Annotated in this window: 11 protein-coding genes; 7 read left to right on the top strand and 4 right to left on the bottom strand. The window is 40.7% G+C overall.

What is annotated here, in order from left to right:
* The first annotated feature begins 70 nt into the window (after window positions 1–70).
* Window positions 71–409: a DUF3718 domain-containing protein gene (locus HII17_RS00345; RefSeq protein ID WP_169073346.1), complete on the top strand. Its 339-nt coding sequence runs from the start codon at window positions 71–73 to the stop codon at window positions 407–409.
* On the opposite strand, the gene HII17_RS00350 is transcribed toward HII17_RS00345, so the two are convergent.
* The gene (locus tag HII17_RS00350; RefSeq protein ID WP_169073347.1) at window positions 406–2,049 is read right to left on the bottom strand and encodes an alpha-glucosidase family protein; all 1,644 of its coding nucleotides are present in this window, start codon (window positions 2,047–2,049) and stop codon (window positions 406–408) included. The genes HII17_RS00345 and HII17_RS00350 overlap by 4 nt on opposite strands.
* Before the next feature lie 320 nt (window positions 2,050–2,369).
* On the opposite strand from HII17_RS00350, the gene HII17_RS00355 reads away from it, so the two are divergent.
* The 5 genes from HII17_RS00355 to HII17_RS00375 all read left to right on the top strand — a co-directional run bounded on the left by HII17_RS00355 (window position 2,370) and on the right by HII17_RS00375 (window position 13,309).
* Window positions 2,370–4,820: a glycogen/starch/alpha-glucan phosphorylase gene (locus HII17_RS00355; protein WP_169073348.1), complete on the top strand. Its 2,451-nt coding sequence runs from the start codon at window positions 2,370–2,372 to the stop codon at window positions 4,818–4,820.
* A 60-nt stretch (window positions 4,821–4,880) separates the two neighbouring features.
* Window positions 4,881–7,079, top strand: a complete 2,199-nt coding sequence (glgB, locus tag HII17_RS00360) for a 1,4-alpha-glucan branching protein GlgB (RefSeq protein WP_169073349.1) — start codon at window positions 4,881–4,883, stop codon at window positions 7,077–7,079.
* Window positions 7,080–7,092: 13 nt separating this feature from the next.
* Entirely contained in the window at window positions 7,093–9,228 is a 2,136-nt protein-coding gene (gene glgX, locus HII17_RS00365; RefSeq protein WP_169073350.1) for a glycogen debranching protein GlgX, read from the top strand.
* On the top strand, window positions 9,228–11,399 hold the full coding sequence (malQ, locus tag HII17_RS00370; protein ID WP_169073351.1) for a 4-alpha-glucanotransferase: 2,172 nt from the start codon (window positions 9,228–9,230) through the stop codon (window positions 11,397–11,399). Before glgX ends, malQ begins: the two co-directional genes overlap by 1 nt.
* A gap of 71 nt (window positions 11,400–11,470) precedes the next feature.
* Window positions 11,471–13,309: an alpha-amylase family glycosyl hydrolase gene (locus tag HII17_RS00375; protein WP_169073352.1), complete on the top strand. Its 1,839-nt coding sequence runs from the start codon at window positions 11,471–11,473 to the stop codon at window positions 13,307–13,309.
* Window positions 13,310–13,383: 74 nt separating this feature from the next.
* Here HII17_RS00375 and HII17_RS00380 read toward each other — a convergent pair whose 3' ends face one another.
* The 3 genes from HII17_RS00380 to HII17_RS00390 form a co-directional block, all read right to left on the bottom strand.
* The gene (locus tag HII17_RS00380; protein ID WP_169073353.1) at window positions 13,384–13,902 is read right to left on the bottom strand and encodes an outer membrane protein; all 519 of its coding nucleotides are present in this window, start codon (window positions 13,900–13,902) and stop codon (window positions 13,384–13,386) included.
* 217 nt (window positions 13,903–14,119) lie between these two features.
* Window positions 14,120–14,506: a hypothetical protein gene (locus tag HII17_RS00385; protein ID WP_169073354.1), complete on the bottom strand. Its 387-nt coding sequence runs from the start codon at window positions 14,504–14,506 to the stop codon at window positions 14,120–14,122.
* A gap of 77 nt (window positions 14,507–14,583) precedes the next feature.
* Complete coding sequence (locus HII17_RS00390; protein ID WP_235938601.1) at window positions 14,584–15,954, bottom strand: MFS transporter; 1,371 nt, start codon at window positions 15,952–15,954, stop codon at window positions 14,584–14,586.
* Window positions 15,955–16,218: 264 nt separating this feature from the next.
* On the opposite strand from HII17_RS00390, the gene HII17_RS00395 reads away from it, so the two are divergent.
* Window positions 16,219–17,289 (top strand): GGDEF domain-containing protein, encoded by a 1,071-nt coding sequence (locus tag HII17_RS00395; RefSeq protein ID WP_169073356.1) that lies wholly within the window; start codon window positions 16,219–16,221, stop codon window positions 17,287–17,289.
* The last annotated feature ends 4 nt before the right edge of the window (window positions 17,290–17,293 follow it).

Consider the following 17,293-nt stretch of genomic DNA (forward strand, 5'->3'; position numbering starts at 1 on the left):
TCATTAGCAAGGTAGCCAGTTAAAACAATTATGGACTTATTTTCGAGCAGCTCTTTTATCGAGGTTTACCATGTTCAAAAATATAGTATTACTATCAGCAGTGGTATTTTTCGTGTTACCACTGACAATTGAAGCTAATAACTTGGCACAATCTACCTGTGAATATATTGCAGCAGACAATAAAAAGCGTCTACGAGCGCTGCTTAAAGACAATCGGTTAAAAGTAAAAACGCTTAATAAAATGGTCTTTTGCGATAATAAAGATATTTTGCTTTTTGCAGATGAGAAAAAAGCATTTGAAGTGGGAAAAATGATTGTTAAGAAGTTACCCAAAAAAATAATAAGAAAAGCGCTGCCGTCACTGCAACATGAAGCATTAATAACGGCGGCAAATGATAGGGTAAACTAGTTCACTAATTTACAGCGAAAGTAAGCAGCACCAAATCCTGGTAGGTTTATTTCGTTATTGTAAATGGAAACGGGCTCAAATCCGTGACCATCAAGCGCTTCTGCAACAACATTATCAGCAAGCGGAAACGCCTGTTCACTACAGTCAAAATTAAAACACGCTAATATCGTTTGGCCTTGATATTCGCGGACAAACGCTAGTATATGCTCTGAGGCATCTAAAAACTGGATATCGCCATATCGTAATTCCGAAACAGTTTTACGCCATGCCATAAATGATTGGTAATGGTTCAACGGCGAAGATTTACTTTGTTGCTGCTTAGCAATTGCATTAACTTTATGGACTTCGACAACTGGCAGCCAAGTACTTTCAGCGTCAGAAAAGCCACCATTGGTTACATGGTCTTGCCAAGGCATAGGAGTGCGGCAACCATCGCGCCCTTTGAAGTTTGGCCAAAATGCTATGCCGTATGGGTCTTGCAATTGCTCAAAGGCAATATCTGCTTCGACCAACCCAAGCTCTTCACCTTGATAGCTACAAATACTGCCACGAAGAGAAGCCAACATAGCATTAAACATTTTGACTTGCGCAGAATTAGCTTTAGCTTTGTCAGCTTGATTCCAGCGTGAAGCTACTCGCTGTACGTCATGGTTTCCGATCGCCCAGCAAGGCCAGCCATCAGATAAGTTCGCTTCTAACTCTTCAATCGTTTGACGAATATATTTAGGCGAATAATCTTCTGTCAACAATTCAAAGCTATAAGCCATATGCAAGCGCTTATCACCTTTAGTGTATTGAGACATAGTTAACAGCGAGTCTTCAGATGAAATTTCACCTAAGGTCACCACTCCTGGGTACTTGTCCATTAGTGCACGAATTTCTTCCATAAACCCAACGTTTTCAGGTTGAGTATTATTAAAATAATGGTACTGGAAGGCATACGGGTTATCTTCACTAAACCCTCGACCTTTGCGCTCATGTGCAGGTTTTGCTGGATTATCTCTAAGCTCTTTATCGTGATAACAAAAATTAATCGCATCCAACCGGAAACCATCTACACCTTTTTTCAACCAATATTCGACATTATCCAGTACCTGCTGACGAACCTCGTCATTATGAAAATTTAAATCTGGTTGTTCAGTTAAAAAATTATGTAAGTAGTATTGTTGACGCCTAGGTTCCCATTGCCACGCCCCGCCACCAAAAATTGATAACCAATTATTAGGCGGCGTACCATCTTCATTAGCATCAGCCCAAACATACCAATCAGCTTTATCATTATTACGACTTTCACGGCTTTCTAAAAACCAAGGATGCTGATCTGAAGTATGACTTAATACCTGATCGATAATAACTTTAATATCCATCGATTTAGCATGTGACATTAATTCATCAAAATCATCCATGGTGCCAAACATCGGGTCGATGTCACGATAATCACTAATATCGTAGCCAAAATCTTTCATCGGTGATTTAAAAAAAGGTGAAATCCAAATAGCATCAACGCCTAAGCTTTTTATATAAGGCAGCTTTTGAATTATCCCCTGAAGATCGCCAATCCCATCGTTATTGGCATCCATAAAACTTCGTGGGTAAATTTGATAAATGACGGCACCGCGCCACCAAGGTTGTTGTTGCATGAATAATCCATGTTGCTTTTGCCGTTGCAAATATCAAGAAAGCCTTCTCTGAACAAAGCACAGCAATCGTTTATTTATAGTTACTGGTCAGGATAAGTAGCACTAAGTGAATGTGCAACATAGCTGCATACGTATGCATGTGACTTGGGTTAATGAATATTCGATGCATACGTATGTAGATGATTGCTCTACTAACCCACTTCAGCATAATTTTGTATAAACCCGAAATAACACTGAAAAAAGGTGTCCATTTGCTCGGACCTAAGTGAAAGGAACTCTAAAGCCGAGCAGCTGATATCTAAAAAAATAAAGAATCCATTATGGCTAAACCTAAATTAACTCCAGCAGAGCTGACCAAGCGCATTGAGCATCATTTACAATTCACTCTTGGTGAGGTTGCAGATAAAGAAAATAAACAAGCCTATTGGCGTGCTACCTGTTTAGCAATCAATGAAGCGGTGATCTCTAAATTACAAACCACCCGCGCTCGCCAACAAGAAAAACAGGTTAAAAGTGTAAACTACCTATCACTTGAATATTTGATGGGCAGAATGCTGTCGAACAACCTTCACAATTTAGGCGTTTTTGAAGCTGCAGAAAAAGCATTAAAAAACTTCGACATGGAATTAAGTGATTTATGTGAACAAGGTGCAGACCTTGCGCTAGGCAATGGCGGTTTAGGTCGACTAGCGGCGTGTTTCCTAGACTCACTTGCTACCTTAGATTATGCAGCAACTGGTTATGGCGTGCATTATCAACACGGTTTGTTTAAACAGAGCTTTGACCAAGGTCGTCAAATTGAAGAGCCAGATTTATGGCGTGAATTTGGCAGCCCATGGGAAGTGTGTCGTCCGGAAGCTGCGCAACTCATTCCGCTTTACGGTCATGTAGAACATCAAACACAAGCTGACGGTAGTGTAAAATCTATTTGGCACCCAAGTGTAACCTTTAAAGGTGTTCCATGGGATGTGCCAATTGTTGGCTATAACTCAGATACAGTAAATGTACTTCGTCTATGGGAAAGTCGCGCGGTAGATGCCTTTAACTGGGATCTATTTAACAACGGTGACTACTTACAAGCGCATAAAACTAACGTGCAAGCCGAAACGGTATCAAAGGTTCTTTATCCGAATGACGAACACGATGCAGGTAAAGAACTTCGCTTTATCCAGCAATACTTCTTCTGTGCATGTTCAATAAAAGACATCATTGCCCGTCATCAAGGGCTAAATGGTGTTGATTGGGCTGCGTTTGCCAATGACACCGCAATCCAACTAAACGACACTCATCCGACTATCGCCATTGTTGAGTTACAACGTACCTTAATTGATGACTATGGGATGAACTGGAATGATGCGTGGGCATTATGTCGTAAGGTATTTGCCTACACTAACCATACTTTACTACCTGAAGCGTTAGAAAAATGGTCAGTAAAACTATTCGAACGTGTTTTACCTCGTCATCTGGAAATTCTTTACCATATCAATGAGGAATTTTTAAATAATGAAGTAAACGCTAAGTGGCCACACGACTTCCAAATGCGTGCTAAGTTGTCAATCATCGAAGAAGGTGCTGAGCGAATGGTGCGCATGGCACACCTTTGTGTTGTTACGGCTCATAAAGTTAATGGCGTCGCAGAAATTCACTCTAAATTAGTAAAGTCTGATTTATTCCCAGAATTTGATGCCTTGTGGCCAGAGAAATTAACCAACGTTACCAACGGTATAACTCCACGTCGCTGGTTAAAAGCCTGTAACCCAGAGTTGTCTAAGTTAATTTCTAAGCACGTTAAAAAAGATTGGGCAAAAGATTTAGATAGTCTTAAATCATTGGAAAAGTTAGCTGACGATGCCAAATTCCAAAAGGAATTTATGGCAATTAAACGCAATAACAAAGTAAAGCTAGCAGAAGAAATTGAAAGCTTGACCGGCGTAAAAGTAAGCCCAGATGCAATTTTCGACATACAAATTAAGCGTCTTCACGAATATAAACGTCAGCACCTTAACTTCTTACATATATTGGCGCTATATCACCGACTACTTGAAAATCCAGATATGGAAATGCACCCACGTGTCTTTATTTTTGGTGCGAAAGCGGCGCCTGGTTACCACTTAGCAAAAGAAATCATTTTTGCTATCAATAAAGTTGCAGACAAAGTTAATAACGACGTCCGTATTAAAGACAAATTAAAAGTTGTCTTTTTACCTAACTACCGCGTTAGCTTGGCTGAAAAAATCATTCCAGCTGCTGATGTGTCAGAGCAAATATCAACCGCCGGTAAAGAAGCCTCAGGTACAGGTAATATGAAGTTAGCACTAAATGGTGCAGTAACTATAGGTACACTTGATGGTGCGAATATCGAAATTGCAGAAGAAGTTGGCGACGATAACATCTTTATATTTGGTAACACGGTAGACCAAGTAAAAGCAATTAAAGCTAGCGGTTATAACCCTTATGACTTCTATGAAACTAATAAAGAGCTCACCAAGATCTTAGATTGGCTAGATAGTGACTTCTTTACACCAGGACAGCCTTACGAGCTATCTGCTATTAAGCACAGCTTGCTTGACGGTGGCGACCCTTACCTAGTCTTGGCTGACTTCCAGTCATACTCTGATGCTCATCATGCACTTGATGTTGCTTATCGCGAACCTGCGCGTTGGGCAAAAATGGCGATTTTGAATACCGCTTTAATGGGTAAGTTTAACTCTGATCGTTCAATACAGGATTATGTGAACAATATCTGGCAACTGACACCTTGTGCAGAATAAATTGACCAGCCTCCCCTTCGCCTAAAAAGAAGGGGAGTAGCTTTTTATAGAGGATGTTTAATGAATTCAACCACCATAAATCAAGCAGACTTTGATGCCATAGCTAACGCTCAATTAGCCAATCCGTACAATACGCTTGGTTTAAACACCTGCTCTGATACCGGTTATTTAACCATCACTACCTTTGTTAGCGGTGCTGATAGTGTTGAAATCATCGATAAAAAAACAGGTAAGTCTGTAGCAAGGCTCAGCCTACAGCACCCTGACGGCGTCTTTTATAAAAAACTACGTAGGAAAAAGCCTTTCGAATATCGATTAATAATCACTCGAAATGGCAAAACAGAAACGATAGATGACGCTTACCAATTATCACCAACTTTAGGTGATTTAGACATTCACTTACTTGGCGAAGGAAATCATTTACATCCATATCGAGTAATGGGCGCACAACTTACTAAACACCAAGGTGTAAACGGCGTTTCTTTTTCGGTCTGGGCGCCTAATGCAAGTGCTGTTTCCGTTATTGGTGACTTCAATAATTGGGATGGCCGCTGCCATCCGATGCAAAACATTAATTACAGTGGTTATTGGAACGTATTTATTCCAAAACTAACAGCGGGATGTCATTACAAATTCGAGCTTAAAGACCGTCAAGGTAATTTGTTACCACTTAAAGCCGACCCTTACGGAATGCAAGCACAGTATCGCCCTGAAACGGCTTCAATTGTTGCGTCTAATAAAGCATATAAATGGCAAGATAAAGCATGGCTAGCTAAACGTGAGCAGCGCAATAGTCGAAATGCGGCAATTTCTATATATGAAATTCACTTAGGCTCATGGAAGCGCGATGAAAATGGTAAATTCCTTAACTACCGAGACATTGCAAAACAACTCATTCCTTATGTGCTTGAAATGGGCTTTAGTCATATTCAACTTATGCCCGTTAGTGAGTTTCCTTTTGATGGCTCGTGGGGTTACCAACCAGTAGGCTTATTTGCGCCAACCGCTCGATTTGGTAATGCCGATGATTTTCGCTTTTTTATCGACCAATGCCATCAAGCCGATATTGGTGTGCTCATCGATTGGGTTCCAGGACATTTCCCAGTAGATGACCATGGTTTAAGCCAATTTGATGGCACGCACTTATTTGAACACGCAGATCCTCGCCAAGGCTATCATCCCGACTGGAATACACTAATTTATAACTACGGTCGAACCGAAGTAGCAAACTTTTTACGCGCCAGTGCTACGCATTGGCTTGATCGTTTTCACGTCGATGGTATTCGTGTTGATGCCGTCGCATCCATGCTTTATCTAGATTACAGCCGGGAAGCGGGAGAATGGATACCCAATAAACATGGAGGTCGAGAAAACCTTGAAGCTGTTGCTTTTTTACAGCGCTTTAACGAGGAACTCTACCGTGAATATCCGGGTTCGTTTTCAGTTGCAGAAGAGTCAACCTCTTGGCCTGGCGTATCTAAACCAACCGATATGGGCGGTTTAGGCTTTGGCTATAAGTGGAATATGGGCTGGATGAACGACTCTCTAGAGTATATGAAAAAAGAACCAGTACATCGTCAATATCACCATAACGATATGAGCTTTAGCTTAGTTTATGCGTTTGATGAAAATTTTGTTCTGCCTTTAAGTCATGACGAGGTGGTGCACGGAAAAGGCTCAATCTTAGCAAGAATGCCAGGTGATACGTGGCAACAGTTTGCAAATTTACGTGCTTATTATGGCTTCATGTGGACCCACCCTGGCAAAAAATTACTGTTTATGGGCTGCGAATTTGCCCAAGGTAAAGAGTGGAACCATGACGCCGAACTTGACTGGCACCAACTCGATATTCATTGGCACGCAGGAGTTAAACAATTGGTGCAAGACTTAAATAAAGTCTATACACAAACGCCTGCGCTGTATCAAAAAGACTGTGAATCCTCAGGTTTTTGTTGGTTAGATCACGACAACGCAGAGCACTCAATTTTTTCATATGTTAGGTATGGATATGACAACACACCGCCAGCGATTGTTGTTTGCAATTTTACACCACAAGTTCACCACGACTTTGTCATCGGTGCGCCAAAAGCAGGTCACTATAGAGAAGTGTTGAACTCTGATGCGGCGATCTACGGTGGCTCAAACCAGGGCAATAGCCATGTTGCAACAACCTCAGATATGCCTTGGCAGGGCCAAGCTCAGAGCATTGCGATCACCGTTCCACCACTTAGCACGATTGTACTAGTGTTGGAGCAATAATATGGTAACGCCAATGAACACAAACTATATCATTACTACTGGACGCTCCTTTCCTATGGGCACTACCGCACGTGATGGTGGCGTAAACTTTACCTTGTTTTCTGCCAATGCTGAAAAAGTAGAGTTGTGTTTGTTTGATGCGTCAGGGCAACATGAAATTCAACGACTTGAATTACCAGAATTTACCGATGATGTTTGGCATGGTTTCGTGCCCAATTTACCTGTAGGCACCTTATATGGCTATCGCGTTTATGGCCCCTTTGATCCGCATAATGGTCATCGTTTTAATCCGCATAAATTATTGCTAGACCCCTACGCGAAAAAGTTAGCCGGAAAATTTATCCATCATGAGAGTCATTACAGTTACGACAATAATTCTCGTCAAAAAGACTTAACTTTTGACGTTGAGGACAATGCGCCTTATTTACCGAAAGCAGTCATTACTGAGCCATATCCAACATGCTTAACGCATCCACAAGTACGCCGCCGTAATTCACTAATTTACGAAATGCATGTCAAAGGATTTACAAAGTTAAATACTGCAATCGATGAAAAAATTCGTGGCACCTTTAGAGCACTTTCGGATAAAAGCGTTATCAAGTATTTAACTGAACTAGGCATAACCGCCATCGAATTATTGCCAGTTCACAGCTTTATTGACGAACCATTTGTTGATGAAAAAGGCTTAAGTAATTTTTGGGGCTACAACAGTTTTAATTTCTTTGTGCCCCAACAGCGTTACTTAGCATCTAGCGACGTATTAGAGTTTCGCGATATGGTGGAAACATTTCACCATGCTGGCATCGAAGTTATATTAGATGTGGTCTACAACCACACCGCCGAAGGAAATGAGCTCGGGCCAACCATAAGTTATCGTGGTATAGATAACGCCAGCTATTACCGCTTATTAGAACAAGACAAGCGTTATTATTTAAATCACTCAGGGTGTGGCAATACCTTAAATATCGACCACCCTCGTGTACTGCAATTAGTTACTGACAGCCTTCGTTACTGGGTTGAATGCATGGGCGTTGATGGTTTTCGTTTCGACCTAGCCCCGATTTTAGGGCGTAACAGTTCACATTTTTGCAATACTAATCATTTTTTCACGGCGATAAGACAAGATCCTGTGTTATCGCAAGTCAAACTCATTGCCGAGCCTTGGGATATAGGGCCCGGAGGTTATCAACTTGGTCGTTTCCCCAATAGTTGGTTGGAGTGGAACGATAGATTTCGTGATACAGTGCGTCGATTCTGGCGCGGAGATAAAGGTATGTCTCCGGAATTTGCTCGTCGCTTGCATGGTTCCGCCGATATCTTTGAAAGTCGCAGTAGACGTCCAAGCTCCAGCGTGAACTTCTTAACGTCCCATGATGGCTACACTTTGCACGATTTGGTCACTTTCGAACAGCGCCACAACTATGCTAATGGCGAAAATAACCAAGACGGGCACGGCACAAACTATAGCTGTAATTTTGGCCATGAAGGTGAAACGGACAATTTAAGCGTTAATCAAAAACGTACTCAACAAAAGCGCAACTTATTAGCCACGTTATTTATTTCACAAGGCACGCCGATGTTGCTCGCTGGAGACGAAATCGGCAATAGTCAACGCGGTAACAATAATGCGTATTGCCAAGACAATGAAATTACTTGGCTTGACTGGCAGCATAGCGACAAAGAGCTATTGGCGTTTGTAAAAAATTTATCGGCATTGAGAAAGGCACATCCGCTTTTAAACCGAACCAATTATCAACATGGCCAAGAACACTCTTCAAAGACTGGCCTCGCCGATATCAGCTGGCTTAATTGTCATGGCCATACCATGCAAGAAAGCGACTGGCATGACCGAGACATAAAGTGCTTTGCAATGCTGCTTGCTGACACTAATCAAGACAAACTGAGCGAATGGGCACATGAGCATGACGATGATGCCATGTTAGTAATATTTAATGCCCATAGCCGAACAATAAACTATCAATTGCCAGCACTTGATGGCCATTGGCAGGTGCTAATTAACACCGCTGATTATCAACAAGATGCTAACCCCATAACAATAAAAAGCTCATCCGTAGAGTTGTCTGCACACAGCCTAATGATGTTGAGTTATACACATTCAACGACTTCGACAAATAAAGAGAAAATCTAATGACCAACCTAATTGAACAACTTGCTGAGCTGGTTGGCTTTCATCAAAGCTATACCGACGCATTTGGCAACCAAGTGTATGCCAATGACGAGGCAAGACGTGCTTTGCTAAAAGCGATGGGCTACAACATTGATGACGAAGGTGCACTTAATCACAGCATTACAGAGTTACGCGAACAATCTTGGCGTAAAGTGTTGCCTAACGTGCATATTGCTCATTCAGAGCAAGCAGAACACTTAGTTATCATCAGTATAAAGTCTGACATAGCTGATAGCTTTAATTGGGTGATAGAAACAGAAGCTGGCGAAACAATTAAAGGTCAGCAAACTGTGAATGAAATGGCACACGTGGAATACGCCAAATTTGACCATGATGCAGGTATAGAACAATACAACAAGTTTAGTTTCGCTTTGCCTAAGTTGACTGACGGTTATCATAAAATCACAATTACTCATGGTGATATCACCGACTCGTGTCATTTAATTTTCGCACCTAAGACTTGTTACAGTCCCCAAGAAGCAGCTGACTTTAAAATGTGGGGCTATGCAGCTCAGCTATATTCTTTAACCAGTGAAAACAACTGGGGGTTAGGGAATTTTGGTGATTTAAGTGAACTGATGAAGATTAGTGCGGCACAAGGAGCATCTGCAATTGGCCTAAATCCATTACACCCGCTTTATCAAAATAATCCGGCGCATTGCAGTCCATACTCACCAACTAGCCGTTGTTTTTTAAATACCATGTATATCGACGTCACTAAAGTCGATAACTACCTAAGCTGCACCGCTGCACAAAAGATTGTTAAGTCAAAAGAATTTAAAGACAAATTAGCGGCAGCAAAAGCGAGTGAGTTGATTGATTACGTTGCCGTAGCAGGTCTGAAGTACCATGTATTAGATACATTATTCAAAGATTTTATCAAAAACGGTAATGAAGACTTCGAAGCGTATAAAGCTGCGCAAGGTGACGCCCTACTTCGCCATGCAACATTTGAAGCCCTATACGAATATTTCCGCGAGCAAGACTTCCACGCATTTGGTTGGAGCAAATGGCCTGCGCAATATCAAGAGCCTAATAGTGCTGAAGTAAAAGCATTTCAGCAATCTCATCGCGAGCGTATAGACTACTTTGCCTATTTGCAATGGTTAGCACATAGCCAGTTAATGGCTGCTAAGAATACTGCCAAAGAAAATGGAATGCCGGTTGGCTTGTACTTAGATTTAGCGGTTGGTTGTGATGGTTCTGGCGTTGATGTTTGGTCAGATAAAGGCGTGTACGTTGCAGGAGCCTCTGTCGGCGCACCACCAGATTTATTAAACACGTTAGGGCAAGACTGGGGCTTAACGCCAATGAACCCAGTTGCACTACAGGTACAAGGGTACCAACCTTTGGTCCGTGCCTTACGCAGTAACATGCAATATGCAGGCGCACTACGTATCGACCATATTTTAGGATTAATGCGCCAATACTGGGTAGCCCCTGGCATGAAAGCAGATCAAGGTATTTTTATTACCTATCCGCTGGATGATATTTTACGCATTATCGCGCTAGAATCTCGCCGCTCAGAATGTGTAGTTATTGGCGAAGACTTAGGCACTGTGCCAGACGGTTTTAGTGAAGTGATGCAAGCCGCTGGTTTATTAAGCTACAAGGTGCTTTATTTTGAAACGTGGGAATCAGGCTTATTTATGCGTCCAGAAACATACCCTGAACTTTCCATGGTCACCGTTTCTACTCATGACCTACCTACCCTTACTGGTTGGTGGACTGGTCGTGATTTAGAGTGGCGCCAAAACCTAAATTTATATCCAAATGAGGCCATGGGTAGCTCTGATAGAGAAGGACGTATTAGTGATCGTGCTAATTTACTTGCCGCGCTTGAAGATATGCAAGTGATGGACATGAGCAACGCACCTCAACAAGCCCCTGCCGAAATGAACCGTGAATTAACTTTAGCAGTGCAGAAATTCCTCGCTCATGCTCCAAGTCGTATTCAGCTCATTCCTATGGAAGATGCATTAGAGATTCGCGAACAGGTGAATATTCCAGGTACTATTGACGAGCACCCTAACTGGCGACAAAAATTACCAGTAACAATTGAAGCGTTTGCAAAAACTGAGTCAGTTGTCGAGCTTTCGCAAGCTTTGCAGCACGTTCGTCCGAAAAAATAGTTTTGATGGACAATAAAAACAAACAACAAAAGTAGATAAGAAGGCGATGTAGCGTCGCCTTAACATTCATTATGATAAAACTTACAACAGTAAAAAAAGCAGTTATCACTAGTGCAATTGCGTTAGCACTCACAGCATGTGGCGATAACTCAACAACTAATTCAGCAAAAAGTGCTACAAATAAATCAACCGACAACGTAACCAATCCCGCGACTGAGGTAACATCCGTTGAGCAGGCCACAGGGATAGAAGGTAGTGAACTTGCTCATTACTTGACGCGTGATATCCAAGATGAAGTGTTTTACTTTGTATTGCCAGACCGCTTTAACAATGGCAATACCGAAAACGACAATGGCTCTAAAACCATTGCTATTTCACAAGGTGGTTTTGATAAAACCAAGAAAGGCCACTACCACGGTGGCGATGTCCAAGGATTAACGGATAAAATTCCTTACCTAAAAGAAATGGGCATTACGTCTATTTGGTTAACACCAATTCTGCGTAACCGTTCAATGCAAGGTGACATAACCGGCTATCATGGCTATTGGGTATTAGATTTTACCGAAATAGACCCGCACCTAGGCTCAAATGCCGACTTAAAGCATTTTATCGACACCGCTCACGCCAACAACATTAAAGTATTTTTCGATATTATTACCAACCATACTGCCGATGTTATCCGCTATAAAGAATGTCACGGAGATGGTGAGATAGTATTTTCAGACGGCAAACAAATGTGTGATTACAAATCATTAGCACAAGTAGCTTCTGGCGATAAATACACCCCGTTTGTACCTGCTGATAGCGACAATATAAAGGTACCGGCTTGGCTAAATGATCCTAAGTATTATCACAATCAGGGGGATTCTACCTTTAGCGGTGAAAACTCCGTTTACGGTGATTTTTTTGGATTAGATGACATAAATACTGATGATCAAGCCGTTGTTGATGGCATGGTTGATATTTTCAGCGATATTATCAGCCAATTTAAACCTGATGGCTTCCGTATCGACACCGTTAAACACGTGAATATTGAATTTTGGCAACAGTTCGCGCCAGCACTAGTTAAACATGCTAATGAACAAGGCTTACCTAATTTTTTCATGTTCGGTGAAGTTTTTGATGGTAATCCTGATGTTCTAAGTAAATTCACGACTACAGGCAAAATGCAGTCGGTATTAGACTTTGGGTTTGCTTTTGCAATTAAAGATGTATTAGTCGACCAAAAAGGTACCAACCAATTAGCTAATTTATTCGCTCAAGACCACAAATACAATGATCACGACAGCAATGCTAATCAGCTACTTAACTTCGTCGGCAACCATGATCTAGGTCGCTTAGCTTGGATGCTAAGCAAAAGTGAGCATAACTACAGCGAAGATGAAAAGTTAGCACGCTTAGCACTGGCCCATAGCATGATGTTCTTCTTACGTGGTGTACCTGTTGTCTATTACGGTAGTGAGCAAGGTTTTGTTGGCGACGGTGGTAATCACGATTCACGTCAAGATATGATGCCGTCACTCGTTCCTAGCTACAACGATGACGTATTAGTAGGCACAGATAAAACCACTGCTGACGATAACTTTGACAAAAATCACCCGTTATACCAATCGCTAGCGGAATTTGCAGAAATTTACCAAGCGAATAAAGCACTTCGTTATGGTGAGCAGAAAGTTATTTATTCGTCTGATGAGGCAGGTATTTTTGCAATAACTCGCACGTTAGCTTCAGGCGAACAACAACTCGTTGTATTCAATGTTTCAAATGATATGCAGCAGGCGAATTTAAGTTTCAGCTCAGAAATAGACTCGGCTATCTATGACAGCGGAAATACTTTAACTAGTAACGAGAACGATCAATTAATGGTAGCTATGTCGCCACTCAGTGTTGCTATTTATCAGGTAAAGTAGCTCCGCGCTTACCATTAAAAAGGGAGCACATGCTCCCTTTTTATTTATTACTAAGTTTTGGCTTCAGCTAAAACTTAGAATTGAATTGATAAACTCGCTGTAAATAAATCCGCATCATCATATTGTTCATACGAAAAATTTAAGATGCCATTTTCTCTGAAATTGAAACCTGCCCCTACACCGTAGCCAAATTCCCAATCATCATCACTCTCACTTGTACTACCAATTGACGCTTTAAGCTTGGCATTTGCGTAGCTAGGTAAAGCATACATGTAGAAATTATCATTCATTTGATATTGTGCACGCGCTGATAACGCGATAAAACGCTCTAATTCAATATCAACATCGTAGTAATAACCATCTACAGTATCTTCAGATACACCTGTACCTAAACGAAATTCAGGAACGATAGAAAACTTTTCATTTTCCATTTTGTAGTTATAAGCAATTGAACCGTAAACACCATTTAAAGACACGTCTAAATCATCAGAGTCATCTGATAAATTCATGTAGCCACCGCCAACTTGCCAGTTGGCAGAAGCACTTAATGAAAGAGATAAGGTTAGAAGAGCAATTGCGCTTTTTTTAAACATTAAAATTTCCTTTTTAATCAAATATTTGAATTTGACGATTTGTCAAAAGCGCGCAGATTCTGCCAGATGTTCTCACTAAATACCAACAATTAATTATTACAAAAAATTAACATATGTAACTATGGAACAATCGCTCTTTAATATGAACTTAAAATAAAAAGTGACAGGCCAAGGTGACTAACTTCTTGTTTCTATTTAATGTGCTTAATTTTTGCGATTAGCTTTTGTGATTGGTCATTGTGGCAATCGAGTCAAAATCATTAACGCTAGTATCAACCTCTCGTTGCTTAAAAAAGGTTACCCAAGATTTAGGATAAAGGAAATAACCTTTATGACAGCAAACTCTAGTGCGTAGCACGTCAAAAGTTCTTATAGCTAAATAGGTAAAATAGATAAAAGGTAAGGCGATAAAAAAGTTAAACTGAATTATTTGAGGTAGTACTAATACCAGTAGAATAAACGTCAGTAATGCAATTACCTTATGCTTTGCATAGCTGGGATAGCGATGAAATTGGAAGTAGTCTAAACGATTCATATACCAGCGCCCTTTTTGGGTACCAGTTTCGTTCATAAATTTACTTTCTCTGTACTTTTTGTGCGCCATTATTTACACCTCTAACAGCACATTACTTAACTATAACTGTGGCAGCAAGCTATCTTGCTGCCACTATTCAATCGCAATTACTTACCTTCTTTTACTTGCGTCCACACTATAGCCGACAAAGCTAGTGAAATTGCACTTATTTGAAAGACCAAACTTTTATCAGCAATTTTACTAACAAAGAGCCCAACACCAAGGCTCACTAATAATTGAGGTAACACGACCGATAAGTTGAAGAGACCCATATATAATCCCATACGTGATTGTTCAACTTTTTCAGACATAATGGCAAATGGTAAGCTAATGATTGACGACCACCCAATTCCCAATAACGCCATAATCACATAAAGTGCTACTTTACTTTCACCGAATAACACCACTAAAAAGTAACTTACTGCCATTGAAGCGATACAATAAGTATGCACTTTTACTCGGCCAATGCGTTTGGCAATAGGCTCTAGTACAAGTGCTGGAAAAAATGCTGCTATAGCGCTTAGCACAAGAAAGCTCATCGCAATAATTTTACCCAGTTGGTCATCATCTATGCCCGGCATTTTGTCTTGTAAAAAGGCGAAAATAAACACAAACATAGTTTGTACGCCAACCCAACTAAACGAATGAGCAGCGAGTACTTTTGCAAAGCCCGTTTGGTTGGTTGGCTGCCCTTCTTGTTCTTTGGCCAGTACGGTTTGGATAATTAAGCCTAAGGTGACTATCGCAGCGATAATTTCTGCCCAATAATGCTCAGTTTTAATACCTGAAATTTGTAACCCCATGGCGTAAATATCATAAATCAAAAAGCCCCAAAGCGGCTTAATATTCATTAAAATGGCTGCTAAGCCAAAAGATTCAAATTTTGGATTATGATCAAGGGTTAAGCTTTTTGGCTCGGTTATAAAAAACGGAGGAATAATAGAAAGTACTAGCACTAACGCCGCACCAAAATAAATAAGCACATAGTTGCCCCAAACGGCCCCAATAGCATACGCAAGCACACCAAAAGAGCCAGATACGGTTTGCATCCAGGTATAACCTTTAGTGCGTTCTTCACCTTCAGGGGTTACGTCAGCAATAATCGAGCGTGTCGGATTAAAACTCACATTAATTGAAAGATCTAAGGTTAGTGCTACTGCAATCGCAACCCCCAATAAGCCAGACAAACCAAGGCTACTTGAGACAATATCAATATTAGGTAGTGCTAACAACATCATGCCAGCGAGCACACCGCCAATTAATATAAATGGCCGACGACGGCCATTCCAGAACCAAACATTGTCACTAATAATACCAACAATAACTTGTCCTAAAATTCCTGCTATTGGCCCTGCCGCCCAAACTAGGCCAACCTCATGAATATCTAAACCATATTGGGTTGTTAAAATCCAACTTAACGCCGATATTTGCACAGAAAGTGCGAACCCCATTGCGGTAGCAGGCAAGCTTAAAATCATATAAAAGCGCCTAGCCAAGCGTTGCTGCATAGCTAACATAACATCTCACTTATTCTAATAATCATTATTATAATTAGGCTTTTAGCCCTTATAGTTCGACGTTACGTGCTTAGCGCTAGCTACTCAACGCGATGCATACGTATTCAAAAAATGAAAATATTGACGCTAAGCGTATTTTCACAAAGTTACCTACCAAAAATTAAACTGTTCACTTTTTAACCAGTTGCGGTATGATGTATCTAGGAAATAACGCTTAGATAGAGTATGGATAAGACATACCATAAATTTGAACGCAAATTTAAACGAGAGATTTACCGATTATCTTTTATTATCGGTGCGGTATTGTGCTCAATCTATTTATATCGAACCTATATGCGCGGTGACTATTTAGATGCCACAGCAAATTTAATCGCAGTCACATTTTCTATCTCAGGTTTAGTCTTTTTACATTTTTCAAAAAATGTCGGACGAATTCATTTTATTCCTGCGGTGATATGCACTGTATTGTTTATAGGCTCTTTTGCTGGCGTGCCATCAAACCCCGACTCTTCAAACCTCTTTTGGTGCTTGATATTTCTCCCTTGTATTGTTTTAACCTTAGGACATATAAGGTCTGTTCCGTATCTCATTGCTATTCAAGTAATTAGCTATTATTGGTTGTTTATCGATTATCCAGATTGGATGAATGTGAATTACTCCCAACATGCTCGTCAGACTTATATAGTCAGTTCAAACTTGCTGATCATGATGGTTTGGCTATCAGAGTATATGCGCTTTAAACTGGCTAGCGGCCTGTACAGAGAAAGTCTTGAAAAAAGTCGGATGCATTACCTTTCTAACCATGACGAACTTACCTCACTATATAACCGCCGTGGGTTTAAAGAAAAAATTGCGGCAATGCAAAGCCATAATAAAAGGCAAATAGATCAACATGCCATTATCTTGATCGATATAGATGACTTTAAACTGGTCAATGACAATTATGGTCACAGATTTGGTGACTTAGTATTGAAAAATATTGCAAGACTTCAGCTCGCAACAGTACGAAGTACAGACTGTGTCGTTCGCTGGGGCGGTGAAGAGTTTTTAATATTGCTATCAAATATTCAAGCCGATCAAGTAAAAAAAATTGCTGAGAACATTCGAAAGAATATAGAAAAAACTCCTGTAGCTAATAATAAACATTCCATTAATGTTACGGTAAGTATTGGCGTAGCATTTTCAGAAGAAACCGAGAATATTGAGACACTTATCGATTTAGCCGATCAGAGGCTTTATGCGGCCAAAAGTGGCGGCAAAAATTGTATTCTTTTTGCCAGTCCACTTACCCATTAATAAA

The organism is Thalassotalea algicola (genome assembly GCF_012932965.1).
GTDB lineage: Bacteria > Pseudomonadota > Gammaproteobacteria > Enterobacterales > Alteromonadaceae > Thalassotalea_F > Thalassotalea_F algicola.

What these genes read in the sequence shown, in the direction of transcription:
- HII17_RS00345 (WP_169073346.1), top strand. Translation starts at nt 71, where the DNA reads ATGTTCAAAAATATAGTATTACTATCAGCAGTGGTATTTTTCGTGTTA.
- HII17_RS00350 (WP_169073347.1), bottom strand. Translation starts at nt 2,049, where the DNA reads ATGCAACAACAACCTTGGTGGCGCGGTGCCGTCATTTATCAAATTTAC.
- HII17_RS00355 (WP_169073348.1), top strand. Translation starts at nt 2,370, where the DNA reads ATGGCTAAACCTAAATTAACTCCAGCAGAGCTGACCAAGCGCATTGAG.
- glgB (WP_169073349.1), top strand. Translation starts at nt 4,881, where the DNA reads ATGAATTCAACCACCATAAATCAAGCAGACTTTGATGCCATAGCTAAC.
- glgX (WP_169073350.1), top strand. Translation starts at nt 7,093, where the DNA reads ATGAACACAAACTATATCATTACTACTGGACGCTCCTTTCCTATGGGC.
- malQ (WP_169073351.1), top strand. Translation starts at nt 9,228, where the DNA reads ATGACCAACCTAATTGAACAACTTGCTGAGCTGGTTGGCTTTCATCAA.
- HII17_RS00375 (WP_169073352.1), top strand. Translation starts at nt 11,471, where the DNA reads ATGATAAAACTTACAACAGTAAAAAAAGCAGTTATCACTAGTGCAATT.
- HII17_RS00380 (WP_169073353.1), bottom strand. Translation starts at nt 13,902, where the DNA reads ATGTTTAAAAAAAGCGCAATTGCTCTTCTAACCTTATCTCTTTCATTA.
- HII17_RS00385 (WP_169073354.1), bottom strand. Translation starts at nt 14,506, where the DNA reads ATGGCGCACAAAAAGTACAGAGAAAGTAAATTTATGAACGAAACTGGT.
- HII17_RS00390 (WP_235938601.1), bottom strand. Translation starts at nt 15,954, where the DNA reads ATGATTTTAAGCTTGCCTGCTACCGCAATGGGGTTCGCACTTTCTGTG.
- HII17_RS00395 (WP_169073356.1), top strand. Translation starts at nt 16,219, where the DNA reads ATGGATAAGACATACCATAAATTTGAACGCAAATTTAAACGAGAGATT.